Origin of the sequence: Nocardioides ginsengisegetis, from assembly GCF_014138045.1 — a bacterium.
Lineage (GTDB): Bacteria > Actinomycetota > Actinomycetes > Propionibacteriales > Nocardioidaceae > Nocardioides > Nocardioides ginsengisegetis.
In genome coordinates, this window is record NZ_JACGXA010000001.1 from 1,860,152 (window position 1) to 1,883,408 (window position 23,257).

A 23,257-nucleotide genomic window follows, 5' to 3' on the forward strand; every position below is an offset into this window, starting at 1 on the left:
CGGGATGGCGTCGTGGAGGAAGTGCACGTCGCAGGAATCTACGGCAGCCCCGATACCCCTAGGGTGGTCGCCGTGACATTCGTCGAGCCGGGCGCCCCCGGCCAGCTCGCCGCCGCCGTCCGCGAGGGCTTCGCGGCGTCGTACGGCGCCCCCGCCACCGTCGTGGGCCGCGCACCCGGCCGCGTCAACCTGATCGGTGAGCACACCGACTACAACGCCGGGCTCGTGCTGCCGCTGGCCCTGCCCCATGCCACCTACGCGGCGGTCGCCCTGCGTGAGGACGACCGCGTCCGGATCGGCAGCCGGCAGAAGCCGCAGCCCTGGGTGGCCACCCTCGACACCATCGGTCCCGGACAGACCGACGGCTGGGCGGCGTACGTCGCAGGCGTCCTGTGGGCGTTGCGCGAGGCCGGCTGGCAGACCCCGGGTGTCGACGTCTACGTCGACGGCACCGTCCCGCTGGGCGCGGGCCTCTCCAGCTCGGCCGCGCTCGAGTGCTCCTTCGCGGTCGCGCTCGCCACCCTGCTCGGCAAGGACCTCACCCAGGCGGGCCGCCGGACCCTGATCGAGGCGTGCATCCGGGCCGAGACCGAGGTGGCCGGTGCCCCCACGGGCGGCATGGACCAGACGGTCTCGATGCTCGCCGAGCCCAACGCCGCCCTGCTGATCGACTTCGACCTGCAGACCGCCGGCCCGGTGGCGCTCCGGCTGCCCGAGCACGGGCTGGCGGTCCTGGTCACCGACACCCGCGTCTCGCACGCCCTCACCGACGGTGGCTACGCCGCCCGGCGTGCCGACTGCGAGGCCGCAGCGTCAGCGCTGGGCGTCGCGTCGTTGCGGCACGCCGGCATCGCCGAGGTCGAGTCACAGCTCACCAACGACCGCGTACGCCGCCGGGCCCGGCACATCGTCACCGAGATCGACCGCGTGGCCGAGACGGTCGAGGCGATCCGGGCCGGCGACTGGCTCAGCGTCGGGTCGCTGTTCCTGGCCTCGCACGTGTCGATGCGCGACGACTTCGAGATCTCCTGCGCCGAGCTCGACCTGGCGGTCGAGACCGCGCTGGGCGCGGGCGCCATCGGCGCGCGGATGACCGGCGGCGGCTTCGGCGGCTCCGCGATCGCGCTCGTGCCGCTGGACCGGATCGACGGCGTGGCCGGGGCGATCGACGCGGCCTTCATCGCGGCCGGCTTCCGGCCGCCCAACCACCTGCTCGGCGAGCCGTCGGCGGCCGCCGACGTGGTCACCGAGAACGGTCTCGCTAGGTCGAGCTGACCCCGATCCGGCCCTCGCGGAAGGCCGAGACGAACCGGTCGTGGTCCTCACGGACCTGCACCGCGTACTCCATGCCGAAGTCGGTGATCCAGGCCGTGAACTCCTTGCGCCGACGCTCGACGCTGCGCGCGATCGCCTCCTCGACCTGGAAGTCGACGAGGTCCTGGTCGCTGTCCTCGTCGGAGGCGCAGTGGATCTTGGCGGTGGCGCGCCCGAGGAGACCCACCACGTCGGCGATCTCGTCGGGCTCGGTCAGGTCGGACCAGTCGAGGTCCACCTCGTAGGGCGAGACCTCCGCGACGACGTACCCGACCCCGTCGAGCTCGGTGTAGCCCAGCAGCGGGTCGGTGTGCACCTGCAGCGCCCGCTGGCTGACCACGGTGCGGTGCCCCTCGTGGTCGAAGTACTTCTCCACCTCGCCGGTGTCGACGAAGCGGCTGACCGCCGGGACGTTGGCCTGCTTCATCGACAGCAGCACGTCGTTGTCCAGCGCCTGGCTGTAGCCCTCGACGAGCAGGTTGTACGCCGGGAGCCCGGCGCTGCCGATCCCGAACCCGGACTTCCCCGCCACGTCACGCAGGTCGTAGAAGAGGCGGCGGTCGAAGCGCTTGTCCTCGGGGATGGTCTCGAGGTAGCCCTCGAACGCGGCGACGACCTTGGCGCGCTCGCGCTTGCCGAGCCGGCGCACGGACGAGTCCTCGCGCAGCATCCGGGACCCGTCGACCAGCACCGTGCTGGAGTCCAGCAGGTCTGCGCGCCGGCGCAGCCGCGCGGCCACGAGGGCCGCCTGGACGGGGCCCGAGGTGTTGTCGAGGTGCAGGGCGAAGTCGTCGTCGTCCTCGCTGCGCCGGTAGTCGTCCACCTGGGAGAGGTAGGCCCGGACGTAGCGCCCGATCAGGGAGCGGACGTCGTCCTCCGGGAGCGCCTTCTGCCAGCCGACCAGGGCCAGGGAGGCGGCGAAGCGCTGGAGGTCCCACGTGAAGCGGCCCAGGTAGGCCTCGTCGAAGTCGTTGACGTCGAAGACCAGGCGGCCGTCGGAGTTGAGGTAGGTCCCGAAGTTCTCGACGTGCAGGTCCCCGTGCACCCAGATCCGGCCGCTCTCGTCGTCGACGTAGGGGTCCTCGGCGTCGGCCCGGTCGGCGTAGAACAGGCAGGCCGACCCGCGGTAGAACGCGTGCGGATCGGCGGCCATCTTGCGGTACTTCCCCCGGAACGCCACCGGGTCGGCGGCCATCAGGGGGGCGAACGCGTCGTCGAGGACGGAGACGATCAGGTCGGTGCGGTCCTTCTTGGTGGTGGGCACCCCGCCAGTCTGCCCACGCAGGGGTCGGCGTACTCATCCGGTCGCGGGTGCCGATCCGGCACCCGCCCGTTCGTGCTTGAATCGAGGGATCGACCCAGACCCGTCGACCCACACCCATGACACCGTCATCGAAGGGAAGTCGCGTGGCTCACCAGAACCCGCTCGGCAGGATCAAGAACCTCGCGGTTGGCGCGTGGAAGGACCCCCGCAGCACCGCCGAGACCGTCGTGGCCCAGGCCCGCGGGACCGTCGCCCTGGGCCGGGTCGTCGTCGGTCAGGTGAGCACCAAGATCCAGGAGCGCCGCGGGCACGCGACCGTCCCCGCGCCCCGCGCGCCGACCCCCGAGGCCCCCGCCGAGGCCGAGGCCCCCGCCGCGCCGCCTGCCGAGGCAGTTCCCAACCCGGCCCGCGTCGCCCCCCGCGTGGCGAAGCAGACCCCCGAGCAGAAGGCCCTCCAGCAGGCCGCCACGCCGAGACGTGCCCCGGTCAAGAAGGCGGCCCCCGGCGCCAAGCTCCCGCCCCGGAAGCCCTCCGCCGGCGAGTGACGACCCGGCTCCCCGACCCCGCGCTGGTCGTCCTGGTCGGCGCCGCCGGCTCCGGCAAGTCGACGTGGGCGGCGGCGCGCTACCGGGCCGAGGAGGTCGTCTCCTCCGACACCCTGCGCGGGATCGCCGGCAGTGGCCCGCACGACCTCGATGCCTCCGACGACGCCTTCGCGCTGCTCGAGCGGATCGTCGACGCGCGGCTGGGTCGCGGCCTCACGACCGTCGTCGACACCCTCGGACTCGACGACGCCCGGCGCTCGCGCTGGCTGGCCGCCGCCCGCTCGGCCGGGCTGCCCGCGGTGGCTGTGGTGCACGACACCCCGGCGCCCGAGTGCCGGCGCCGCAACGCCACCCGTGAGCGGCCGGTGCCGGCTCCCGCCCTGGCCGGACAGCTGAAGCGGGTGCCCGTCGTACGCCGCTCGCTGGAGACCGAGGGCTGGGACGTCGTCCACATCGTCTCCCGCGACGAGCCCCGTGTGCCCGAGGACGCGGCGGGGCGCGACGTGGGGCACACGCCGCGGCAATCGGAGGAGAGGCGGAGCTCCCAGGGCCTCCGGATCGTGCTGCAGGTGTCCCGATTCCCGTGGGGCGAGGAGCCGACCGCCTGGCTGACCGGGATCGCCCGGGCCGCCGACGACGCCGGACTGGCCGGCATCGCCCTGATGGACCACCTGGTGCAGATCCCCCAGGTCGGCCGCGCGTGGGACCCGATCCCCGAGCCGTGGGTGACCCTCGGGATGCTCGCCGGGCTCGGCACCAACCTCGACCTCGGCACCCTCGTGACGCCGGTGAGCTTCCGGCCCGCGGGGATCATCGCCAAGCACGCCGCCACGCTCGACGTGCTCAGCGGCGGCCGGGCCTTCGTGGGGCTGGGCGCCGGCTGGTGGGACCGCGAGCACGCCGGCTTCGGGATCCCGTTCCCGCCGCCCCGCGAGCGGGTCGACGCGGTCGAGGCAGCCGTCGAGACGATGCGGGCCCTGTGGGGCTCCGGCACCAAGGCGTACGCCGGCGAGCGGGTCAGCCTGCCCGAGACGACCAACTACCCGCGGCCCGCGCACGACATCCCCGTGATCGTGGGCGGGAGCGGTGACCGGATGCTGCGGATCGGGGCCCGGCTCGGCGACGCGGTCAACGTCCGCACCGAGCTCGTCGGCAAGGCGCTGGAGGCCGTGACCGGCACGGACGTGAAGGTCACGATCCTGGACCTGCCCGTCATCGGCCGCGACCGCGACGACGCCTGGGCGCGGGTGGAGCGGCTCCGCGGTCGCACCGCCGCCGCGACGTACGCCGCCCGCACCAACGCCGGCACCCCGGCCGAGCAGCGCGACCGCTACGGGGCGCTGGCCGACCGGGGTGTCGACACGGTGTTCGTGGCGCTCGCCGATCTCGACGGCCCGGAGGACGTCGAGCGGCTCGCGCCGCTGGCGAGGTGACCTACTTCAGCTCGGCGCTCGACAGGCCCAGGATCCGGCGGGCCACGATCAGCTGCTGGATCTGCTGGGTGCCCTCGAAGATGTCGAGGATCTTGGAGTCGCGCGCCCACTTCTCCAGCAGCTCGGCCTCGCTGTAGCCGATCGAGCCGGCCAGCTCCACGCACGACAGCGTGATGTCCGAGCCGACCCGGCCGGCCTTCGCCTTGGCCATCGAGGCCTCCAGCGAGTTGGGCTGGCGGTTGTCGGCCATCCACGCGGCCTGGAGGACCAGCAGGTGCGCGGCCTCCCAGTCGGCCTCCATCTGGAGGAACTTCGCGGCCGCCGCGGACTGCAGCTGCGCCGGACGGTCGTGGTCGACGACGACCCCGGCGTCCGCGAGCAGCTCGCGGGTCAGGTCGAGCGAGGCCCGGGCGCAGCCGACGGCCATCGCGGCCACCAGCGGGCGGGTGTTGTCGAAGGTCGCCATGGCGCCGGCGAAGCCCTGCTTGACGTCGACCTCGGGCGAGCCGAGGAGGTTCTCGGCGGGCACGCGGCAGTTGTCGAAGATGATCGTCGCGGTGTCGGAGGCGCGGATGCCCAGCTTGTGCTCGAGCCGCTCCACCCGCATCCCCTCGGTGCCCTTGGGCACGACGAAAGACTTGATCGCGGCCCGGCCGAGCTCGCGGTCCAGGGTCGCCCACACGACGACCGCGTCGCAGCGGTCACCGGAGGTGACGAAGATCTTCTCGCCGTTGAGGACGTAGTGGTCGCCGTCGAGGGTGGCCGTGGTCTTGATGTTGGCCGAGTCCGAGCCGGTGCCGGGCTCGGTGATGGCCATGCCTGCCCAGACGCCGTCGAACCGCTTCAGCTGCTCGTCGTCGGCGACCGAGGCGATGGCGGAGTTGCCCAGCCCCTGGCGCGGCATCGAGAGCAGCAGGCCGACGTCGCCCCAGCACATCTCCGCGATCGACATGACCGAGGCGAGGTTGGTGCCGTTCTTGACGGTCGTGTCACCGTCGGCCTCCTCACGGCGTACGCCGGCGGCGCCCGCACCCTCGCCCGCCCCGGACTCGGAGAGCCCGTCGATCATGGCGGCGAGCATGTCGAGCTCCTTGGGGTACTCGTGCTCGGCGCGGTCGTACTTGCGCGAGATCGGCCGCAGCATGTTCATCGCGACCTGGTGGGCCTGCCCGACCAGCGGCCGGAACTTCTTGGGATCGTCGAGGTTGATCATCAGACCAGCACGCTTCCTTCCATGACGCCGACGGCCCGGAGGTCGCGGTACCACCGCTCGACCGGGTGCTCCTTGACGAAGCCGTGGCCACCGAGCAGCTGGACGCCGTCGAGGCCGATCTGCATGCCCTTGCTGGCGCACAGGTTGCGGGCCAGCGCGACCTCGCGGGAGAAGTCCTTGCCGGCCGCGGCTCGCGAGGCCGCCTTGTAGGTCAGCAGCCGCATCGACTGCAGCTCGATGGCGATGTTGGCGACCATGAAGGCCACCGACTGGCGGTGCGCCACCGGCTCGCCGAACGCCTCGCGCTCCTTGACGTAGGGGGTCACGTAGTCGAGCACCGCCTGGCCGGTGCCGACCGCGAGGGCGCACCAGGCGAGGCGGGAGAGGCGCACACACTCGAGGTAGGTCGAGCCGTCGGTCGCGCCGAGCACGGCATCGGCCGGCACGGTGACGTCGGTGAGCGTCAGCCGGGTCAGGCCGGCCGCACGCACGCCCATGGCGGGGTCGCCCTCGACGGCGAGGCCGTCGGTGGAGGACTCCACGAGGAAGAGGACCGGCCGGCCCTCGAGCTCGGCGCCGACGACGAACAGCTCGGCCTCGGCGCCCCGGACGACCAGGCTCTTGGTGCCGTTGAGGACGAAGGAGTCGCCCCGGCGGACCGCCGTCGTGGACGGCTGGAGCACGTCGAAGAGCACGGCCGGCTCGGTGAGCGCGAGCGCCGCGGCCGGGACGTCGTCCCCCGTGAAGGCAGGCAGGTAGGTCGCCTGCTGGGCCTCGGTGCCCCACAACGAGATCGCGGTCGCGACCGAGCCGGGGGCCAGGGTGGCGACGGCCAGGCCCATGTCGCCGCGGGCGAGCGCCTCGGCCACCAGCGTGCCGGCCATCGCGGAGCGCTCCTCGGAGATGCCGCCGAGCGACTCCGGCACGCCCAGGATCGGCAGGCCGATCTCGAGGCTGGCCTTGAGCAGCGCCTCGGGGGCGGCGCAGGTCTCGTCGGCCTCGGCGGCGGCGGGACGCACGACCTCGTCGGCGAACTCCGTGACGACGTCGACGAGCATCTGCTCGTCCTCGGTCGGGGTCAGGTCGAAGACGCCCTTCGGGGTCGCCGCGGGGACGCGGACCCCCGGGGCGCCCTTCTTGCCGCCGCGGGCGAACGTGCGGCTGGCGGCGGTCATGGTCTTGAAGCCGTTGCGGGTCACGGTGAAGACGGCCTGCTCCGTGCGCTTGCGCAGCCCGATCCGGTCGATCAGGTCGCTCTGCGCGACGAGGCTGAGGGCCGCCACGGCCAGGCCGATCGGGTCGCGCGACTCCTGCGAGGACAGGCCGTGCCTGCCTCCGGGCTTGAGGCTCTTGGTCAGGGACATGCCTTCAATGTAACTCCGAGTTACACAATGCGCTACAGAGGCTCGCCGTGGCCCGGGTCACACGGTCCGGCCAGGCCTTCGGCGGTCGGGGCCCTCCGTTCGCCGGTCGAGCCTGTCGAGACCTAGGATCGCCGCCATGTCCGACGCCGACCAGCCGCACGCCCCCCACGGACCCCTCCCCGAGGGCGGCACCGTCCGCCCGATGACCCGCTGGGGCACCCCGGTCATGCACCGGCCGCAGCAGCTCGTCACGGCGTACGACGCCGAGCTGCGCGCGCTGGTCGCCGACATGGTCGCCACGATGTACGCCGCGGACGGGGTCGGCCTCGCCGCCTGCCAGATCGGCGTCGACCAGGCGGTCTTCGTCTTCGACTGCCCGGACGAGTCGGGCGAGCGCACGGTCGGCGTCGTCTGCAACCCGGTGCTGACCCTGCCCGAGGGCAAGGACCGGCACCTCGACGACGGCGACGAGGGCTGCCTGTCCTTCCCGGGCGCCTTCGTTGAGTGCGCGCGCCCCGACTTCGCCACCGTCACCGGCACCGGCCTCGACGGCGAGCCGGTGACGTTCTCGGGCGACGGCCTGCTGGCCCGCTGCCTGCAGCACGAGACCGACCACACGCTCGGCACCGTCTTCGGGGACCGCGTGTCGACCAAGAACCGCAAGCGGCTGCAGAAGGCCCACGACAAGGCCGCCGAGGACTACCCCGCCGACTGGCCCGTCGGGGTCATGGACGACGTCGAGGCCTGAGCCCTTTCATGGGTGGGTGAGCACCCCGACGCTCGTCGCGCACCGCGAGGACGCCCCCCGCACCGTTGGCGCGGAGCTCGCCGACGTCCTGCTCGTCACGGTCCTGGCGGCGACCCTCACGGGCGTGCTGGTCGCCGGGCCGGCCCTGCGCCTGGGCATGTTCCTGCTGCGGGTCACCTCGCCCGGGTCGGTGGTCGGCATGCAGAGCGACGACGACTTCACGATCGGCCGGTTCACCCTCGGCGGCACCTACAACCTGTTCCTGATCGGCGTGGCGACCGGCTACCTGTCCTGCATGGTCTGGCTGCTCGTCGAGCCGTGGCTCATCGGCGCGCGCTGGTTCCACCTCGTGACCGTCACGGTGACGGGGGCCCTGTTCGTCGGGCCGATGCTGATCCACGACGACGGCATCGACTTCCACGTCCTCACCCCGCAGGCCCTGGCGGTGGCGGTGTTCCTGGCGATCCCGGCGCTCGTCGCGCTGGCGGGGCCGGTGACCCTCGCCTGGGTGGACCGGCACCGGCCCAGGGGTCACTGGCGCTGGGTCCTGCCGCTGCTGTGCTTCGTGCCGTTTCCGCCGGCGCTGGGCATCGCGGCCTTCGTGGCGGTGGTGCTCGTCGCAGTCGTCTGCCTGCGCCTGACCGTGCAGCCCCGGCTGCTCGAGTCGCGGGTCGGCGCCACGTCGGTCCGGGCGCTCTTCATGCTGTTCCCGGTCAGCGGGGCGATCGCGCTGGCCGGCGACCTGGCGGCGCTCGCCGGCTGAGCCGCGGGGTCAGGACGGGGTCAGGACGGGGGGCGGCCCGTCGCGCGCAGCACGCCGGTCACGCGCGCCACGTCGGCCCACGCCCCGGGCAGGTCCACGACCGCCACCGCCGAGGTCGGCAGGCTGACCCACTCCCCCGTGAGCTGCTCGACGAGGTCCTCCAGGCCGGGGTTGTGACCGACGAGCACGACGGTCGCGAGGTCCTCGGGCAGGCCGGCGAGGACGTCGAGCAGCCCGTCCGCGGACGCGGCGTACACGTCCTCCTCGAGGCGCACCGGCGGCGGGACCGCCAGCTCGGCCGCCGCGAGCTCCCACGTGCTCCGCGCGCGAACCGCCGGGGAGACCACCGCCAGGTCGATGCGCTCGACCCCGCTCGCCAGCCAGCGCCCCGCCTCGGGCGCCTGCCGCCGCCCGCGTGCGGCCAGCGGCCGGTGCCGGTCGTCCTCGTCGCCCGACCAGTCCGACTTGGCGTGCCGGAGCAGGACCAGCGTGTGGTCGGTCATCCACCCATTCTGGGGCCTCGCACCACCTCCGCGATACTGGCGCGGTGAGCACTCCCCCGGTCCGCATCGTCCAGCTCGACGCCGCCACCATCGGCGCCCTCGCGGACGGCGACCTCGACCGCGCACGCCGTACGTCGCCCATCGCGCTGACTGCCTGGCTGGCCGGCCCCGACTGCGTGCGCACCTGGCGCTACCGGGCCACCCAGGTCGTCGACGCGCCCCAGGACCTCGACTGGATCACCGGCGTGCTCTGGGCCGACGACGCCGGGGTCGCGGTCGGCAAGGCCGGCTTCCACGCGGCCCCGGACGCCGACGGGATGGTCGAGATCGGCTACGCCGTCGACCCCGACCACCGCCGGCGGGGCTACGCGCGGGCCGCCCTGGAGGCGATGCTGGCGCGGGCCCGCCGCGAGCCCGAGGTGCAGGTCCTCCGGGCGACCGTCTCGCCCACCAACGAGGCGTCGCTCGCGCTGATCGGTCAGTACCCCTTCGTCGAGGTCGGCGAGCAGTGGGACGACGAGGACGGGCTCGAGACGATCTACGAGATCAGCGTCGGGCCGTGACGTAGCAGGCCACGGCGGTGGCCGCGGCCACGTTGAGGGAGTCGATCCCCTCGCGCATCGGGATGATGGCGCGGCGGTCGGCCGAGGCCTCCCACCGCGCAGACAGCCCGTGGCCCTCCGAGCCGAGCACCAGCGCGACCTTGTCGACGCCGGCGACCGCCTCCTCCACCGGGGTGGCGTCGTCCGCCAGCGTCAGCGCGACGGTGGTGAAGCCGAGCGCGGAGAGCGTCGGCAGGGCGTCGTACCAGTCGGGCAGCCGCGTCCACGGGGTGCTGAAGACGGCGCCCATGCCGACCTTGATCGACCGGCGGTAGAGCGGGTCGGCGCACCGCGGCGCCAGCAGCACGGCGTCGAAGCCCAGGGCGGCGCCGGACCTGAAGATGGCACCCACGTTGGTGTGGTCGACGAGGTCCTCCATCACCAGGACGGACCGGGCGCCCTCGAGCACCTCCTCGAGCGAGGGGAGCGGGCGCCGCTCGAGGGAGGCCAGGGCCCCGCGGTGCACGTGGAAGCCGGTGACCTCCTCGGCGAGCGCCTCGCTGAGCACGTAGCAGGGCGCGTCGGTCGTGCCGAGCACGTCGGCCAGGCCGTCGAGCCAGCGCGGCGCCATCAGGAACGAGCGCGGGGTGAAGCCGGCCTCGACCGCCCGGCGTACGACCTTCTCACCCTCGGCGAGGAAGAGCCCGTGCTCGGCCTCGAGGTGCTTGCGCAGCTCGACGTCGCGCAGGTCGCGGTAGTCCGCGAGGCGGGGGTCGGCCGGGTCGGAGATCTCGTGGAGCGTGGCCATCAGCGGAAATGGTCCGGGTGGGCCACCGCGACGACGTCGCCGATGACGATGATCGCGGGCGGCCGGACCCGCTGGGCCTCGAGCTCGGTCGCGAGCGTGCCGAGCGTGGCCAGGACCGTGCGCTCGCCGGGCATGGTGCCGTCGCAGATGACGCCCACCGGCGTCGAGGCGGGGCGGCCGCCCGTGACGAGGGCCTCGGCGATGGCGGGCGCGTTCTGGACGGCCATCATCAGCACCACGGTGCCGGTGAGCCCGGCGACCGCGTCCCAGTTGACCAGGGACTCCTCGTGGCCGGGTGGCAGGTGCCCGGAGATGACGGTGAACTCGTGCGCGACGCCGCGATGGGTGACGGGGATGCCGGCCACGGCAGGGACGGCGACCGGGCTGGTCAGCCCGGGGATGACGGTGACCGGGACGCCGGCCTCGCGGCAGGCGAGGACCTCCTCGTAGCCGCGACCGAAGACGAAGTTGTCGCCGCCCTTGAAGCGGACCACGACCTTGCCCTCGAGCGCCCGCTCCACGAGGACCCGGTTGATCTCCTCCTGCTGGGCCGAGCGGCCACGGGGCAGCTTGGCCACGTCGATCAGCTCGACGTCGTGCGGGAGCTCGCTGAGCAGCTCGCGCGGTGCCAGGCGGTCGGCCACCACGACGTCGGCCTCCATGAGCGCCTTGCGCCCGGCCACCGACATCAGGTCGGGATCGCCGGGTCCGCCCCCGACCAGGATCACGCCGGGCGTCCGGTCGCGCTGGTGGCGGGCGACGATGGTGCCCTCGCGCAGCCCCTCGAGGATCTCGTCGCGGACGGCGGCGGAGCGCCGCGGCTCGCGGTTGCCGAGCACGGCCACGGTGACGCCGGCGTGGCGGCCGACGGCGGGCGTCCAGGCCGTGGCCTGCGTCGCGTCGTCGGCGCGCACGCAGAAGATGCGCCGCTCCTCGGCCGCGCGGCTGACCTCCTCGTTGGCGTCGTGGTCGTCGGTGGCGGCGATGACGTACCACGCGCCGTCGAGGTCGTGCTCCTCGAAGCCGCGCTCTACCCAGGTTACCTCGCCCGCGCCCACCAGGCCCTCGATGGCGGGGGTGACGACCGGGGAGACCACGGTGACGACCGCACCCACCCCGAGCAGCGCGGGCACGCGGCGCTGCGCCACGTGACCGCCGCCCACCACCACGACGGCGCGGCCGGCGAGGATCAGTCCCGAGGGGTAGGGCTTGAAGTCGTCCACCGGACCATCATCCCGGTCCTCGGCGCCGGGAGCGTTGGCCGGGCCCACCTGCCGGACTACGTTGGGCCCCGTCATCCCACCTCGGCTACGCACACGGCCCGGACCTCACCAGGAGCGACATGAGCCTCGACCGCCCGGTCTCCCCCAACCCCTACGACCTGCTGCCGCCGGTGCCGCCGTTCACGGTCACCAGCGAGGACGTCACCGACGGGCAGCCGCTGCGCGACGCCCAGGTCGCGGCGCACGGCAACACCTCGCCCCAGCTCTCCTGGGAGCCGGGGCCGGAGGGCACGCAGAGCTACACCGTCACCTGCTTCGACCCCGACGCCCCCACGCCCAGCGGCTTCTGGCACTGGGTGCTCGTCGACCTGCCCGGTGACGTCACCTCGCTCGACGGGGGTGCCGGCGCGGAGGGCGCCTCGCTGCCGGGCTCGGCGTTCATGTGCCGCAACGACGGCGGCGCCGCCGCGTTCATGGGTGCGGCCCCGCCGCAGGGCGACCAGGTGCACCGCTACTTCTTCGTCGTGCACGCCGTGAAGGAGCCGACCCTCGGCGTGGACGCGGACGCCTCCCCCGCGGTCGTGTCGTTCAACCTGGCGTTCAAGACCGCCGGCCGCGCCATCCTGCACGGCACCTACCAGCACTGAGGGCCAGCACCGAGGCTCAGACCCGGCGCAGCAGCTCCTCGAACGGCACGGTGTCGCCGAACTCCCCGGACAGGTCGCGCACCGACTTGCTCGGCGAGCGGCTGACCAGGTCGGCCAGGTCGGCCGCCGCCCGGTCCACCCGGGCGGCGAGCTGGCCGTCGGCGGTGCTGCCGAAGTCCTCGCTGGCCGCGAAGACGCCGGTCGGCACCACGACGGCGTGCAGGTAGGAGAACAGCGGCCGCAGCGCGTGATCCAGCACCAGGGAGTGCCGGGCCGAGCCGGCGGTCGCGGCGACGAGCACCGGCGTGCCCTCGAGGACGCCGGGCTCGAGCACGTCGAAGAACATCTTGAACAAGCCGCTGTACGACGCGGAGAACACCGGCGTCACGGCGATCAGCGCGTCGGCGCGGCGTACGGCGTCGACGACGTCGGCGAGGTCCCCGCTCGCGAAGCCGGTGAGCGTCGCATCGGCCAGGGCGTGGGCCAGCGGCCGCAGCTCGACGACCCGGACGTCCACCTCACCCTCGACCGCCTCCTCGAGGGCCGCGGTCGAGGCCGCGGCCAGGCGGTCGGCCAGCAGCCGGGTCGAGGACGGGACGCCGAGGCCGGCGCTGACGACGACGAGGCGGGTCATGCTCGGGTCTCGACAGGCTCGACCACCGAAGCGCGGGCCGCGAGGCGGTTGGCGTGGGTGGGCGCGTCGGGCACGTGGGCGGGGCGGAGCGCGTCGAACTCGCGGCGCAGCACCGGGATGACCTCCTCGCCGAGCAGGTCGAGCTGCTCGAGGACGGTCTTGAGCGGCAGGCCCGCGTGGTCGACGAGGAACAGCTGGCGCTGGTAGTCGCCGGCGTACTCGCGGAAGCCGAGGGTCTTCTCGATGACCTCCTGCGGCGAACCGACGGTCAGCGGGGTCTGCGAGGTGAAGTCCTCCAGCGACGGCCCGTGGCCGTAGACCGGGGCGTTGTCGAAGTAGGGACGGAACTCGTTGACGGCGTCCTGGCTGTTCCTGCGCAGGAAGACCTGGCCGCCGAGCCCGACGATGGCCTGGTCGGCCGTGCCGTGCCCGTAGTGCTCGAAGCGCTGGCGGTAGAGCCGGACCATCTGGGCGGTGTGCGAGGCCGGCCAGAAGATGTGGTTGGAGAAGAACCCGTCGCCGTAGTAGGCCGCCTGCTCGGCGATCTCGGGGCTCCGGATCGAGCCGTGCCACACGAACGGCGGCAGGTCGTCGAGCGGCCGCGGGGTGGCCGTGAAGCCCTGCAGCGGCGTGCGGAAGCGCCCCTGCCAGTCGACGACCTCCTCGCGCCAGAGTCGGTGCAGCAGCCCGTAGTTCTCGATCGCGAGGTTGATGCCCTCGCGGATGTCCTTGCCGAACCACGGGTAGACCGGGCCGGTGTTGCCCCGGCCGAGCATCAGGTCCATGCGGCCGTCGGTGAGGTGCTGGAGGGTGCCGTAGTCCTCGGCGATGCGCACCGGGTCGGTGGTCGTGATCAGCGTCGTCGACGTCGACAGCAGGATCCGCTCGGTCTGCGCGGCGATCCAGGCCATGGTCGTGGTCGGCGAGGACGCCACGAAGGGCGGGTTGTGGTGCTGGCCCACGGCGACGACGTCGAGGCCCACCTCCTCGGCCTTCTTGGCGATCTCGACCTGGGCCTTGATCCGCTCGTGCTCGGTCGGCGTGCGGCCGGTCGTGGGGTCGGGGGTGACGTCCCCGACGCTGAAGATGCCGAACTGCATGCCCACTGCTGATCACTCCCTGCGAAGGTGGTTGAATATCGAACTATGGGGGAACCCGAACCCGGTCGGACCTATTCCCGCCATCATGGCCCCCGTGACGTCGCGCCGCTGCCCCGCCTGGGTCCCCCTAGCCGTCCTGCTCCTCACGGTCGGCCAGCTCGCGGTCGCGGAGTGGGTGCCGGGGATCGACCGGTTCGCCGACAAGGCGTTCGGCGCGCGGCTGGTCGCCTACCCGCTGCTGATGCTGCTCGCGCCGACGCTGTGGTGGCTGCTCGTCGGCCGCCGCGACCGCTTCGCGCCGCCGCCGTACGGTGCCTTCACGCTCGTCGCCCTGCCGTTCCTCGTCGACGTGACCGGCAACAGCCTCGACCTCTACGACGCGGTCGTGTGGTGGGACGACCTCAACCACTTCGCCAACTGGCTGCTGCTGTGCGCCGGCATCGGGCTGCTGGTCTGCCGCAGGGTGCAGCCGGGCTGGGCCGTGGTGCTGCTCGTGACCGGGCTCGGTGCCGCGCTGGCCGTCGGGTGGGAGCTCGGCGAGTGGTTCACCTTCATCCGGCACGGGACGGAGCTGGACACCGCCTACGAGGACACGCTCGGCGACGAGGCCCTCGGCACGCTGGGCGCGCTGGTCGCCGGCTTCGCCGTACGGCGGGCGCTGAGGGGCTCAGTGCTGCGTGCGTGACGGGGTCGCCACGACCACCACGTTGCTGAGGTAGCGGGTGCCGTCCCAGTCCTCGCAGGTGATGAGGACCAGGCGTCCGACGACGTCCTGGCTGAAGAGCCGCTCGGCCTGCCGGGCGATGGTGCCCTTGCCGTAGACGTGGACCGAGCGCACGACGTAGCGGATCCAGCCGTGGTCGGTGCGCACCGAGACGCGGTCACCGCGGCGCATCGTCTCGAGGTCGTCGAGCGCGCCACCGCCGGTGTGGACCGTGTGGCCGGTGACCAGGGCGCTGCCGCGGGCCGCGCCCGGACGCGCGCCGTCGGCCCACCAGCCGAGGACCTGCGGGTCGCTGGGCGGGGTGAGCGTCCCCCCGGGCGCCTTCACCGGGACGACCGGAGCGCGCACGCCGAGTCGCGGGATGACCACGCGTCGCGGGGCCCCGGGCACCCAGCGCGCACGGGTCGCCTCCGCGACCGGAGCGACCGACGCGCTCGCCGACGGGGGCTGCCCCGGTCCGGCGGACTTGGCCGGTGGTGCCTGGCCGAACCAGGCGAACCCGGCCCCCGCCACGAGCAGGAGGCCGAGCACGCCGAGCACGGCCGGGCCCCAGGGGCGCCGGCCGCGCTCGGCGGTGCTGTCGGAGCGAGTCGTCACGCGCGGGTGGAACCCAGGCGACGACGCGCGGCGAACGCGATCAGGGCGAGGCCGAAGGCGACCCCGATGAGCGGCAGCGGCGAGCGCATCCAGTCGGCGAAGGTGCGGGGACCGGACTCACCGGCGTCGACCGAGGTCGGAACGCCCTGCGACGCCTGGGTGCCCGCGACCTGGGTGTCGTCGCTCGAGGTCTGCTGGCCGGTCGAGGCCTGGACGCCGAGGACCTCGAGGTCGTCGCCGGAACCGCCGTTGCCCTCGGTCTCGGTGCCGGTGTCACCGGTGCCGCCCGTGGTGCCGCCGGTGCCACCCGTCGTGCCGCCGGTGTCACCCGTGTCGCCGGTGTCGGTGTCGTCCTCGCAGGGCGCGACCCAGAAGACCTTGGTCTTCGTGTCGTTGCCCTTCGACTTCGGCGTCGCGACGGTGAGCTTCACGTGGAAGCCCTGCTTCGGGTGCGGCTCGCCGTCGAAGGACAGCGTGTAGGTCTCGGTGCCGTCCAGGCCGGAGTCGGTGCCGGCGCCGGAGGCCGGGTCGCCGCCCACGAAGACACTGGAGGGGCCGTCGACGGTGAGGCCGACGTCCTTGGTGGGCGCCTGCATGGCGAAGCTCACCTGGGAGACGATGTCGGCGCCCTCGTCGTAGCCGTACCACTCGACCTGGAAGGTGCAGCCCGGGTGCGGCGAGTTCTGCGGGATGCCGTCCATCTCGCCGAGGGGCGCGATCTTCACGGTGCCGTTGTTGCCGGCCGGGTCGCCGTGGCCGCCCTTCGGACCCTTCGGGCCCTTCTCGCCACCGTTGCCCTTGTCGCCACCGTTGCCCTTGTCGCCACCGTTGCCCTTGTGGCCCTTGTCGCCCTGGTCGCCCTTGTCGCCGTGGTGACCGTTGTTGCTCTTGCCGTCCGAGGTGTCGTCCGAGTTGTCGCCCGACTTGTCGTGACCGTGGCCGTGCTGGCCCTGGTTCGTGCCCTGGTTCGTGCCCTGGGTCTGGCCGGAGGTGTCGTCGGCCTGCGCCGGGAGCGCCGCGGCGCCCCAGGACGCGGCCACGAGGGCGGCGGTGGCGGCGAGGGATCGTCGGAGGGTGGCGGGTCGAGACATCGTGGGGCTCCAGGTTTCTGCCAGTGGTGGCTGGCCTTTGTGAGATCTGACTCGGACGGTGTTCGCATCCCGGAGAGGTCTCGGGGAGCTCGTCCGGTGGATGGGTAGTCCCCGGGTGCACTCGGGTTGAAACACCGAGTTACGAAATAAGTCCGAACAGACAGGTGCATGTGAGGCAGCCCACTGTCAGACTGGGTGCGGACCCTCCCCGGTCTAGACAAGCCCCGCCTCGGAACGGAGCCCTCCATGACCCCGCGACTCGCCCCCGCGATCGCCCTGCTCGCCTCCCTGCTCGCCGCGATCGGCACGGCGCTGGCCGCCGCCCCGGCCCCCGCCTCGGCCTCGATCTGGCGGGTGCCCGCGCCCCACACCGCGATCGACCCCCTCCTCCACCTCACGGAGTACGAGAACCGGGTCGCCTTCAAGATCAACCAGCACCGGAAGGCAGCGGGCCTGGCCAAGGTGCGCTACTTCGGGTCCTGCATCGACGGCTACGCCGAGCGCTGGTCGCGGCACCTGGCGCTGACCGGCGCGTTCGAGCACCGCGACCAGATGAAGATCCTCAACGGCTGCGACCTGACGTGGGTCGGCGAGACGCTGGTCCGCGGCACCGGGATCACGCCGGGCGACGTGGTGAAGGCGTGGCTGCACTCCCCCGAGCACCGCGCCGTGATCATGAAGCCCCGGGCCAACCGCGCCGGGATCGGCGTCCGGATCGACCCCCAGGGCCGCTTCGTCGGGGTGCTCAACTTCGGCGACGTGAACTGACCGACCGGATATCCGGACGTCCCGCGGGCACCCGGTGTGAGAGGGTGCTGCCTCCCCACCCACCCGACCCGGAGGTCCCGTGATGCTGCACGTCGCCATCGCGACGCGCGCGTTCCGGCGCTACTCGACCTACCGGGCCGCGACCGTGTCGGGCATCTTCACCAACTCGGTCTTCGGGGTCATCTACTCCTACGCCTACCTCGCGCTGTGGGCGCAGCGCCCGCACGCGGGCGGGTACGACGCCACGGATGCCGTGACCTACGTCTGGATCGGCCAGGCGCTGCTGATGACGGTGGCGCTGTGGGGCGGCGGCACGACCGACGAGCTCGCCGAGCGGATCCGCACCGGTGACGTCGCGGTCGACCTCTACCGCCCGGTCGGCCTGCTGGGGTGGTACCTCGCCGGCGACCTCGGCCGCGCGGCGTACCACTTCCTGACCCGGGGTCTGGGGCCGACGGTGATCGGCCTGGTCGTCTTCCACATCCGGCTCCCCGGCACGCCCGCGGCTGCCCTGGGGTTCCTCGCCAGCCTGGTCCTCGCCGTGATGACGAGCTTCGCGATCCGCTTCCTCGTCGCCTCCTCCGCGTTCTGGCTGCTCGACCAGTCGGGGGTGAAGATGCTGTCCGGCGTCTGCGCGATCTTCTTCACCGGCATGGCGCTGCCGCTCGTGATCTTCCCCGAGCCGCTGCGCTCGATCGCGCTCGCGCTGCCGTGGGCGTCCTACCTCCAGACGCCGGCCGACATCTGGCTCGGCAAGGACGCCGGGACGGACCTCCTCGCCGCGCTCGGCGTCCAGGTCCTGTGGCTGGTCGTGCTGTTCGCCTGCTGCCGCGCGGTGCTCGCGGCCGCCACCCGCAAGGTGGTGGTCCAGGGTGGCTGACCTCTCCGTGCTCGGGGCGGCGGGCGACTACCGACGGATCGCGGCGATGTGGGTGCGCTCGGCGCTGGCCTACCGCGGCTCGTTCGTGACGATGACGATCAGCAGCTTCCTGATGACGTTCCTCGACTTCGTCGCCATCGGGCTGATGTTCCACGTCATCGACCGGCTCGCGGGCTTCGAGCTCTGGCAGGTCGCGCTGCTCTACGGCGCCTCGGGGATCGGCATCGGCATCGCGGACATGGTCATCGGCAGCGTGGAGCTGATCGGCCAGCACATCCGGATGGGCACGCTCGACGCGATGCTGGTGCGCCCGGTGCCGCTCCTGGTGCAGGTGTGCGCCGACCGGTTCGCCCTCCGCCGGCTCGGCCGGATCAGCCAGACCGTCATCGTGTTCGGCTACGGCGCCTGGCACGTCGACTGGGACCTCGCCAAGGTCGCGGTCGCCGTCCTCATGTGCGTCGGCGCGGTCGCGATCTTCTTCGCCCTGTTCGTGGGTGTCTCCTGCGTGCAATTCTGGACCCACGACGCCTCCGAGATCGCCAACGCGTTCACCTACGGCGGCAACACGATGACGCAGTACCCACTCACGATCTTCCCCACCGAGGTCGCCAAGTCGCTGACCTTCGTCATCCCGGTGGCCTTCACCAACTGGTACTCCTGCCTCTACCTGCTCGACCGCCCCGACCCGTTCGGCGCGCCCGCGTGGTTCGCTCTCCTGCCGCTGCCCGTGGGGGCGCTCATGGTCGGCCTGGCCCTGCTGGTCTGGCGCGCCGGCGTCCGCACCTACACCTCGACCGGGAGCTGACCGTGACCGCACCGCTCATCGACGTCCGCGACCTCGAGCGCACCTTCGTCGTACGCCGCAAGGAGGGCCGCCTGCGCCGGCGGGCCGAGACGGTCCACGCCGTCCGCGACCTGACTTTCAGCATCGGCGCCGGCGAGATGGTCGGCTACATCGGGCCCAACGGCGCCGGGAAGTCCACGACGATCAAGATGCTCACCGGCATCCTCGTGCCGACGTCGGGACACCTGCGCGTCGCGGGGCTCGAGCCGCAGAAGCACCGCGTGGAGCTGGCCCGCCGCATCGGCGTCGTCTTCGGCCAGCGCACCACGCTGTGGTGGGACCTGCCGCTGCGCGACTCCTTCGACCTGCTCCAGAAGATCTACCGCACCGACCCGGCCCGGCACCGCGCGAACCTCGCGGAGTTCGTCGAGCTGCTCGACCTCGGCGACCTGCTGGACACGCCGGTCCGCCAGCTCAGCCTGGGCCAGCGGATGCGCGGCGACATCGTGGCGGCGCTGCTGCACGACCCCGAGATCCTCTACCTCGACGAGCCCACGATCGGGCTGGACGTGATCAGCAAGGGAAGGCTCCGGGAGTTCCTGCGGACCCTCAACGCGCGGCGCGGCACGACCCTGCTGCTGACGACCCACGACCTCCAGGACATCGAGGCGCTGTGCGACCGGGTCGTCGTCATCGACCACGGCACCGCTGTCTTCGACGGCCCGCTGGCCGACCTGCACCGGCAGGGCGGCTCGACGCGGACGCTCGTGGTCGACCTCGTCGACGAGGCACCGCCGATCGAGGTCGCGGGCGCGGTGACGCGCCGCGTCGAGGGTCCCCGGCAGTGGCTGGCGTTCCCGAGCGACGCGAGCGCCGCGCCGGTCGTCGCGGCCGTGGCGGCGTCGTACGACGTGGCTGACCTGTCCATCCAGGAGCCCGACATCGAGGACGTCATCCGCGAGCTCTACAGCCGCTGAGGGCTACAGCGGCGCGCGCAGCGTGGCCCGGATCCCGAACTGGTCCCCGCCGACGTCGACCTGGAAGCCACCGGCGGCCAGCCAGTCGGCGGTGACCGCCTCGTCGCGGCGGAGGTAGGCCAGCCCGACGCACGCGCCGACCGTCTCGCCCCAGGCGGCGCTGGTGACCTGGCCGACAGGACGGCCGTCGAGCAGCACCAGCTCACCGCCCCACAGCATCGGCTCGGGGTCCTCCAGCACGAAGGACACGAGCCGCCGCCGGGGGCCGGGGGCGCGCAGGGCCTCCCGGTGCGCGGCCAGGGCCGACCGGCCGAGGAAGTCCTTGTCCCGGTCGAGCGCGGTGGCGAACACCAGGCCCGCCTCGACCGGACCGAAGTCGGGGGTCAGCTCGCGACCGAAGGCCCGGTAGCCCTTCTCCAGCCGCAGCGACTCGATCGTGTAGTAGCCGGCGTCCGCAACGTCGGCAGCCCGGAGCAGGTCGTAGACCCCGGTGGTCAGCTCCATCGGGACGAGCAGCTCCCAGCCGAGCTCGCCGACGTAGGTCATCCGGGTCGCACGGACGGTCGCGTGGCCGAGGAAGAGCTCGCGGCTGGTGGCGAAGAGGAAGGCCTCCTCCCCCAGGGCGCTGTCGGTGAGGGCCTGGAGCACCTCCCGCGACCGCGGCCCCATCACGCCGAGCACGGCGTGGGCCGACGTCACGTCGCGGACCGTGGCGGTGACGCCGTCGGGCCGGTGCCGCTCGAGCCAGTCGAGGTCGCGGACGGTGGTGGCCGAGCTGCTCACGAGCAAGAACTCGTCGGCAGCGACCCGCGTCACGGTCAGGTCGGCCTCATAGGTGCCGCGCGCGTTGAGCCAGGGCGTGTAGACGACCCGGCCCGGCTCGACGTCGACGTCGTTGGCGCAGACCCACTGCAGCCAGGCGAGCGACCCGGGTCCGGAGACGACGTACTTGCTGAAGGAGGTCTGGTCGAAGACCGCGACGTCCTGCCGGGTGGCCCGCTGCTCTGCTGCGGACCACGGCAGCCAGGACTGCTTGCCCCAGGCGTAGTGGAGGCGGGGCTCGGCCGGGCTCGGGGCAAAGACGTTGGGCCGCTCCCAGCCCATCCGGGAGCCGAACACCGCTCCGCGTGCCGCCAGCCGGTCGTGCACCGGCGAGCAGCGGAAGGGCCGCGCGGTCTCGAGCTCGCGGTTGGGCCAGGGCACCGCGTAGTGCAGGCCCAGCACCTCCGCGACCCGGTCGCGCAGCCAGCGGTTGTTGGCGTTGAACGGCGCGAAGCGGCGTACGTCGACCCCGACGAGGTCGGTCGTGGCCTCGCCCTCGACGATCCACTCCGCGAGCGCCCGGCCCGCGCCGCCGGCGGAGGCGATGCCGACGGAGTTGAAGCCGGCGCCGACGAAGTGACCACGAAGCCCGGGGGTCTCCCCCAGCAGGAACTGGTTGTCGGGGGTGAACGACTCGGGGCCGTTGTAGAACTTGCGGATCCCGGTCTCGGCCAGCGCCGGGATCCGCACCAGCGCCTCGTCCATCAGCACCGAGAAGTGCTCCCAGTCCTCCTCGAGCAGCTGGAACTCGAAGGGGTGCGGGATGGTGTCGGGCGAGCGCCACGGCTTGGCCTCGGGCTCGAAGCCGCCGACCACCAGGCCGCCGACCTCCTCCTTGAAGTAGGTGAAGCCGTCGGGGTCGCGCATGATCGGCAGGTCCGGGTGGACGCCGTCGACCGCCTCGGTCACGACGTAGAAGTGCTCGGCGGAGTGGAGCGGCACCGTCACCCCCGCCCGGTCGCCGAGCGCCTTGGACCACTGGCCGGCGCAGGTCACCACGACCTCCGCCTCCACGTCCCCCCGGTCCGTCCGCACCCCGGTGACCCGACGCCCCGCGCCCGACCCGGCGACGGTGTAGCCGGTCACCCGCACCCGCTCGACGATCCGGGCCCCGCCCTGCCGCGCCCCCTTCGCCAGCGACTGGGTGAGGTCGGTCGGGTTCACCTTGCCGTCCCCCGGCAGCCAGATCGCGCCGAGCAGGTCGTCGACGGCCATCACCGGCCACAGGTCGCGGGCCTGCGCGGGCGTGAGCAGCTCGCACTCCATGTCGTACGCCGCGGCGTTGGCCGCCGTGCGCCGCAGCTGCACCATGCGGTCCTCGGTGCGCGCGACGATCACCCCGCCGACGTTGCGGTAGCCCGTCGCGAGCCCGGTCTCGGCCTCGAGGCGGGCGTAGAGCTCGGCGGAGTACTGCACGAGTCGGGTCCCGCTCTCGGAGGCGCGCAGCGGCCCGACCAGGCCCGCGGCGTGCCACGTGGTGCCGCACGAGAGGGTGCCCTGCTCGAGCAGCAGCACGTCGGTCCAGCCCAGCTTGGTCAGGTGGTAGGCCACCGACGTGCCGATCACGCCGCCGCCGACGACCACGACCCGGGCGCGGGCGGGGAGGTCAGTCGTCACGCACGGCCTCCTCGAGCAGCCGGTCCAGGCGCGGGCTGGTGAAGGTCGCCGCGGCCCGGTCGAAGCGCTCCTGCCCCCACGCGAAGAAGTCGTGGTCGATCTCGCTGGCCGCGGCCTGGATGGCGCCCCACAGCGACCAGCCGTACTGGCTGCAGAGCGCCTGCAGGTGCACCCGGGCCAGCCGGTGCCGCGACGCCACGCCGAAGTAGGCCGTCGTCAGCTCCTCGACCTGGTCGTCGTCGAGCTCGCACTCGTTGGCGGTGTTGCCGAGCTCGAAGCAGCAGTCGTTGTTGCCGGAGTACTCGTAGTCGATCAGCCAGAGCCGCTCGCCGTCGTCGACGAAGTTGCCGGCGAGCAGGTCGTTGTTGCACGGGACCGTCGCCCCGGCCCGCACCGACAGGGCCGACCGCACGCGGGCGAAGTCCGCCGCGTGGTCGACGTACCCAACGAAGAGGCGGTAGCCCTGCTCGCGGACCGTGCGCAGGTAGCCCGCCTGGCGGGCGAACATGTCGAAGTCGTTGACGAAGCGCGGCCCGTCGTGGAGCCGCCGGATCGCCCGGCCCACCCGGGTCACGACGCCGGGGCGCGCGAACGTCGCGTTGTCGTAGGTCTCCCCCGGGATGTAGTCGATGACGAGCGCCCCGAGCTCGGGCAGGTAGTCCACGACGCCGGCGCCCACCCCCGCCGCGGCGGCCGCGAGCGTGTTGGCGTGCTCGGCGTCGCGGTCGATCCCGAGCAGGTCCGGGTCACCGCGGAAGAGCCGGACCACGACGGCGCGCTCGGGCGTGGTGACGTGCAGGTTGTGGTTGGTCAGCCCGCCGTGCAGCTCGACGACCGTGCGCGGGAGGCCCTGCAGGACCGGGATCCGGTCCAGCAGGGCCTCCACTCCGGCCATG

24 protein-coding genes are annotated in these 23,257 nt (G+C 72.9%); 12 read left to right on the forward strand and 12 right to left on the reverse strand.

All coding sequences use genetic code 11. The features are described from left to right. The first annotated feature begins 72 nt into the window (after window positions 1-72). Window positions 73-1,275, forward strand: coding sequence for a galactokinase (gene galK, locus FB382_RS08815; RefSeq protein ID WP_182538469.1), 1,203 nt, complete (start codon window positions 73-75; stop codon window positions 1,273-1,275). Here the strand turns inward: galK and FB382_RS08820 are convergent. Then, a complete protein-coding gene (locus FB382_RS08820) occupies window positions 1,262-2,578 on the reverse strand; it encodes a DUF2252 domain-containing protein (protein WP_343055534.1) in 1,317 nt (438 codons plus the stop codon). The genes galK and FB382_RS08820 overlap by 14 nt on opposite strands. A gap of 143 nt (window positions 2,579-2,721) precedes the next feature. On the opposite strand from FB382_RS08820, the gene FB382_RS08825 reads away from it, so the two are divergent. Beyond that, the gene (locus FB382_RS08825; protein WP_182538471.1) at window positions 2,722-3,123 is read left to right on the forward strand and encodes a hypothetical protein; all 402 of its coding nucleotides are present in this window, start codon (window positions 2,722-2,724) and stop codon (window positions 3,121-3,123) included. Continuing rightward, window positions 3,120-4,556 (forward strand): LLM class flavin-dependent oxidoreductase, encoded by a 1,437-nt coding sequence (locus FB382_RS08830; RefSeq protein WP_182538472.1) that lies wholly within the window; start codon window positions 3,120-3,122, stop codon window positions 4,554-4,556. The genes FB382_RS08825 and FB382_RS08830 overlap by 4 nt, the downstream gene beginning before the upstream one ends. A gap of 1 nt (window position 4,557) precedes the next feature. Here FB382_RS08830 and FB382_RS08835 read toward each other — a convergent pair whose 3' ends face one another. Together FB382_RS08835 and FB382_RS08840 are read right to left on the reverse strand one after the other, a co-directional pair. After that, window positions 4,558-5,769 (reverse strand): acyl-CoA dehydrogenase family protein, encoded by a 1,212-nt coding sequence (locus tag FB382_RS08835; protein WP_182538474.1) that lies wholly within the window; start codon window positions 5,767-5,769, stop codon window positions 4,558-4,560. Continuing rightward, window positions 5,769-7,133, reverse strand: a complete 1,365-nt coding sequence (locus FB382_RS08840; RefSeq protein WP_182538476.1) for an acyl-CoA dehydrogenase family protein — start codon at window positions 7,131-7,133, stop codon at window positions 5,769-5,771. The genes FB382_RS08835 and FB382_RS08840 overlap by 1 nt, the downstream gene beginning before the upstream one ends. A 136-nt stretch (window positions 7,134-7,269) precedes the next feature. Between FB382_RS08840 and def the strand changes: the two genes are divergently transcribed. Together def and FB382_RS08850 are read left to right on the forward strand one after the other, a co-directional pair. Then, entirely contained in the window at window positions 7,270-7,881 is a 612-nt protein-coding gene (gene def / locus FB382_RS08845) for a peptide deformylase (protein ID WP_182538478.1), read from the forward strand. Between the two features lie 16 nt (window positions 7,882-7,897). Next, window positions 7,898-8,644, forward strand: coding sequence for a hypothetical protein (locus tag FB382_RS08850; RefSeq protein ID WP_182538480.1), 747 nt, complete (start codon window positions 7,898-7,900; stop codon window positions 8,642-8,644). A gap of 20 nt (window positions 8,645-8,664) precedes the next feature. Here FB382_RS08850 and FB382_RS08855 read toward each other — a convergent pair whose 3' ends face one another. Continuing rightward, a complete protein-coding gene (locus FB382_RS08855) occupies window positions 8,665-9,147 on the reverse strand; it encodes a SixA phosphatase family protein (RefSeq protein WP_182538481.1) in 483 nt (160 codons plus the stop codon). 44 nt (window positions 9,148-9,191) lie between these two features. Here FB382_RS08855 and FB382_RS08860 point away from each other — a divergent pair, with 44 nt between their 5' ends. Beyond that, entirely contained in the window at window positions 9,192-9,710 is a 519-nt protein-coding gene (locus FB382_RS08860) for a GNAT family N-acetyltransferase (protein ID WP_220481299.1), read from the forward strand. Here FB382_RS08860 and FB382_RS08865 read toward each other — a convergent pair. Together FB382_RS08865 and cobA are read right to left on the reverse strand one after the other, a co-directional pair. Then, on the reverse strand, window positions 9,694-10,497 hold the full coding sequence (locus FB382_RS08865) for a TrmH family RNA methyltransferase (RefSeq protein ID WP_182538483.1): 804 nt from the start codon (window positions 10,495-10,497) through the stop codon (window positions 9,694-9,696). The genes FB382_RS08860 and FB382_RS08865 overlap by 17 nt on opposite strands. Continuing rightward, a complete protein-coding gene (gene cobA / locus FB382_RS08870) occupies window positions 10,497-11,720 on the reverse strand; it encodes a uroporphyrinogen-III C-methyltransferase (protein ID WP_343055535.1) in 1,224 nt (407 codons plus the stop codon). Before cobA ends, FB382_RS08865 begins: the two co-directional genes overlap by 1 nt. 119 nt (window positions 11,721-11,839) lie before the next feature. Between cobA and FB382_RS08875 the strand changes: the two genes are divergently transcribed. Next, entirely contained in the window at window positions 11,840-12,367 is a 528-nt protein-coding gene (locus tag FB382_RS08875; RefSeq protein ID WP_182538487.1) for a YbhB/YbcL family Raf kinase inhibitor-like protein, read from the forward strand. A 16-nt stretch (window positions 12,368-12,383) separates the two neighbouring features. Here FB382_RS08875 and FB382_RS08880 read toward each other — a convergent pair whose 3' ends face one another. After that, window positions 12,384-13,001 (reverse strand): FMN reductase, encoded by a 618-nt coding sequence (locus tag FB382_RS08880; protein WP_182538488.1) that lies wholly within the window; start codon window positions 12,999-13,001, stop codon window positions 12,384-12,386. After that, window positions 12,998-14,101 (reverse strand): LLM class flavin-dependent oxidoreductase, encoded by a 1,104-nt coding sequence (locus FB382_RS08885; RefSeq protein ID WP_182538490.1) that lies wholly within the window; start codon window positions 14,099-14,101, stop codon window positions 12,998-13,000. The genes FB382_RS08880 and FB382_RS08885 overlap by 4 nt, the downstream gene beginning before the upstream one ends. Window positions 14,102-14,195: 94 nt before the next feature. Between FB382_RS08885 and FB382_RS08890 the strand changes: the two genes are divergently transcribed. After that, window positions 14,196-14,786, forward strand: coding sequence for a DUF2238 domain-containing protein (locus FB382_RS08890; RefSeq protein WP_182538492.1), 591 nt, complete (start codon window positions 14,196-14,198; stop codon window positions 14,784-14,786). On the opposite strand, the gene FB382_RS08895 is transcribed toward FB382_RS08890, so the two are convergent. Further along, on the reverse strand, window positions 14,769-15,422 hold the full coding sequence (locus tag FB382_RS08895; RefSeq protein ID WP_343055536.1) for a class F sortase: 654 nt from the start codon (window positions 15,420-15,422) through the stop codon (window positions 14,769-14,771). The two genes, FB382_RS08890 and FB382_RS08895, sit on opposite strands and share 18 nt — an antisense overlap. Beyond that, window positions 15,419-16,513 (reverse strand): hypothetical protein, encoded by a 1,095-nt coding sequence (locus FB382_RS08900; RefSeq protein WP_182538494.1) that lies wholly within the window; start codon window positions 16,511-16,513, stop codon window positions 15,419-15,421. The genes FB382_RS08895 and FB382_RS08900 overlap by 4 nt, the downstream gene beginning before the upstream one ends. A gap of 246 nt (window positions 16,514-16,759) precedes the next feature. Here FB382_RS08900 and FB382_RS08905 point away from each other — a divergent pair, with 246 nt between their 5' ends. The 4 genes from FB382_RS08905 (at window position 16,760) to FB382_RS08920 (ending at window position 19,922) form a co-directional block, all read left to right on the forward strand. Beyond that, entirely contained in the window at window positions 16,760-17,281 is a 522-nt protein-coding gene (locus FB382_RS08905) for a CAP domain-containing protein (RefSeq protein WP_182538496.1), read from the forward strand. An 82-nt stretch (window positions 17,282-17,363) separates the two neighbouring features. Continuing rightward, window positions 17,364-18,161, forward strand: a complete 798-nt coding sequence (locus FB382_RS08910; protein WP_182541428.1) for an ABC transporter permease — start codon at window positions 17,364-17,366, stop codon at window positions 18,159-18,161. Further along, on the forward strand, window positions 18,154-18,966 hold the full coding sequence (locus FB382_RS08915; protein WP_343055537.1) for an ABC transporter permease: 813 nt from the start codon (window positions 18,154-18,156) through the stop codon (window positions 18,964-18,966). The genes FB382_RS08910 and FB382_RS08915 overlap by 8 nt, the downstream gene beginning before the upstream one ends. Window positions 18,967-18,968: 2 nt before the next feature. Continuing rightward, window positions 18,969-19,922 (forward strand): ABC transporter ATP-binding protein, encoded by a 954-nt coding sequence (locus tag FB382_RS08920; protein ID WP_343055538.1) that lies wholly within the window; start codon window positions 18,969-18,971, stop codon window positions 19,920-19,922. Between the two features lie 3 nt (window positions 19,923-19,925). On the opposite strand, the gene FB382_RS22845 is transcribed toward FB382_RS08920, so the two are convergent. Both FB382_RS22845 and FB382_RS08930 read right to left on the reverse strand, forming a co-directional pair. Next, window positions 19,926-22,361 carry an FAD-dependent oxidoreductase gene (locus FB382_RS22845; RefSeq protein ID WP_182538498.1) on the reverse strand — a complete coding sequence of 812 codons (2,436 nt, stop codon included), beginning with the start codon at window positions 22,359-22,361 and terminating at the stop codon, window positions 19,926-19,928. Then, window positions 22,351-23,256, reverse strand: coding sequence for a phosphotransferase (locus FB382_RS08930; RefSeq protein ID WP_182538500.1), 906 nt, complete (start codon window positions 23,254-23,256; stop codon window positions 22,351-22,353). The genes FB382_RS22845 and FB382_RS08930 overlap by 11 nt, the downstream gene beginning before the upstream one ends. Between the last annotated feature and the right edge of the window lies 1 nt (window position 23,257).

What these genes read in the sequence shown, in the direction of transcription:
- FB382_RS08835 (WP_182538474.1), bottom strand. Translation starts at nt 5,769, where the DNA reads ATGATCAACCTCGACGATCCCAAGAAGTTCCGGCCGCTGGTCGGGCAG.
- FB382_RS08840 (WP_182538476.1), bottom strand. Translation starts at nt 7,133, where the DNA reads ATGTCCCTGACCAAGAGCCTCAAGCCCGGAGGCAGGCACGGCCTGTCC.
- def (WP_182538478.1), top strand. Translation starts at nt 7,270, where the DNA reads ATGTCCGACGCCGACCAGCCGCACGCCCCCCACGGACCCCTCCCCGAG.
- FB382_RS08855 (WP_182538481.1), bottom strand. Translation starts at nt 9,147, where the DNA reads ATGACCGACCACACGCTGGTCCTGCTCCGGCACGCCAAGTCGGACTGG.
- FB382_RS08865 (WP_182538483.1), bottom strand. Translation starts at nt 10,497, where the DNA reads ATGGCCACGCTCCACGAGATCTCCGACCCGGCCGACCCCCGCCTCGCG.
- FB382_RS08875 (WP_182538487.1), top strand. Translation starts at nt 11,840, where the DNA reads ATGAGCCTCGACCGCCCGGTCTCCCCCAACCCCTACGACCTGCTGCCG.
- FB382_RS08880 (WP_182538488.1), bottom strand. Translation starts at nt 13,001, where the DNA reads ATGACCCGCCTCGTCGTCGTCAGCGCCGGCCTCGGCGTCCCGTCCTCG.
- FB382_RS08885 (WP_182538490.1), bottom strand. Translation starts at nt 14,101, where the DNA reads ATGCAGTTCGGCATCTTCAGCGTCGGGGACGTCACCCCCGACCCCACG.
- FB382_RS08900 (WP_182538494.1), bottom strand. Translation starts at nt 16,513, where the DNA reads ATGTCTCGACCCGCCACCCTCCGACGATCCCTCGCCGCCACCGCCGCC.
- FB382_RS08905 (WP_182538496.1), top strand. Translation starts at nt 16,760, where the DNA reads ATGACCCCGCGACTCGCCCCCGCGATCGCCCTGCTCGCCTCCCTGCTC.
- FB382_RS08910 (WP_182541428.1), top strand. Translation starts at nt 17,364, where the DNA reads ATGCTGCACGTCGCCATCGCGACGCGCGCGTTCCGGCGCTACTCGACC.
- FB382_RS08930 (WP_182538500.1), bottom strand. Translation starts at nt 23,256, where the DNA reads ATGGCCGGAGTGGAGGCCCTGCTGGACCGGATCCCGGTCCTGCAGGGC.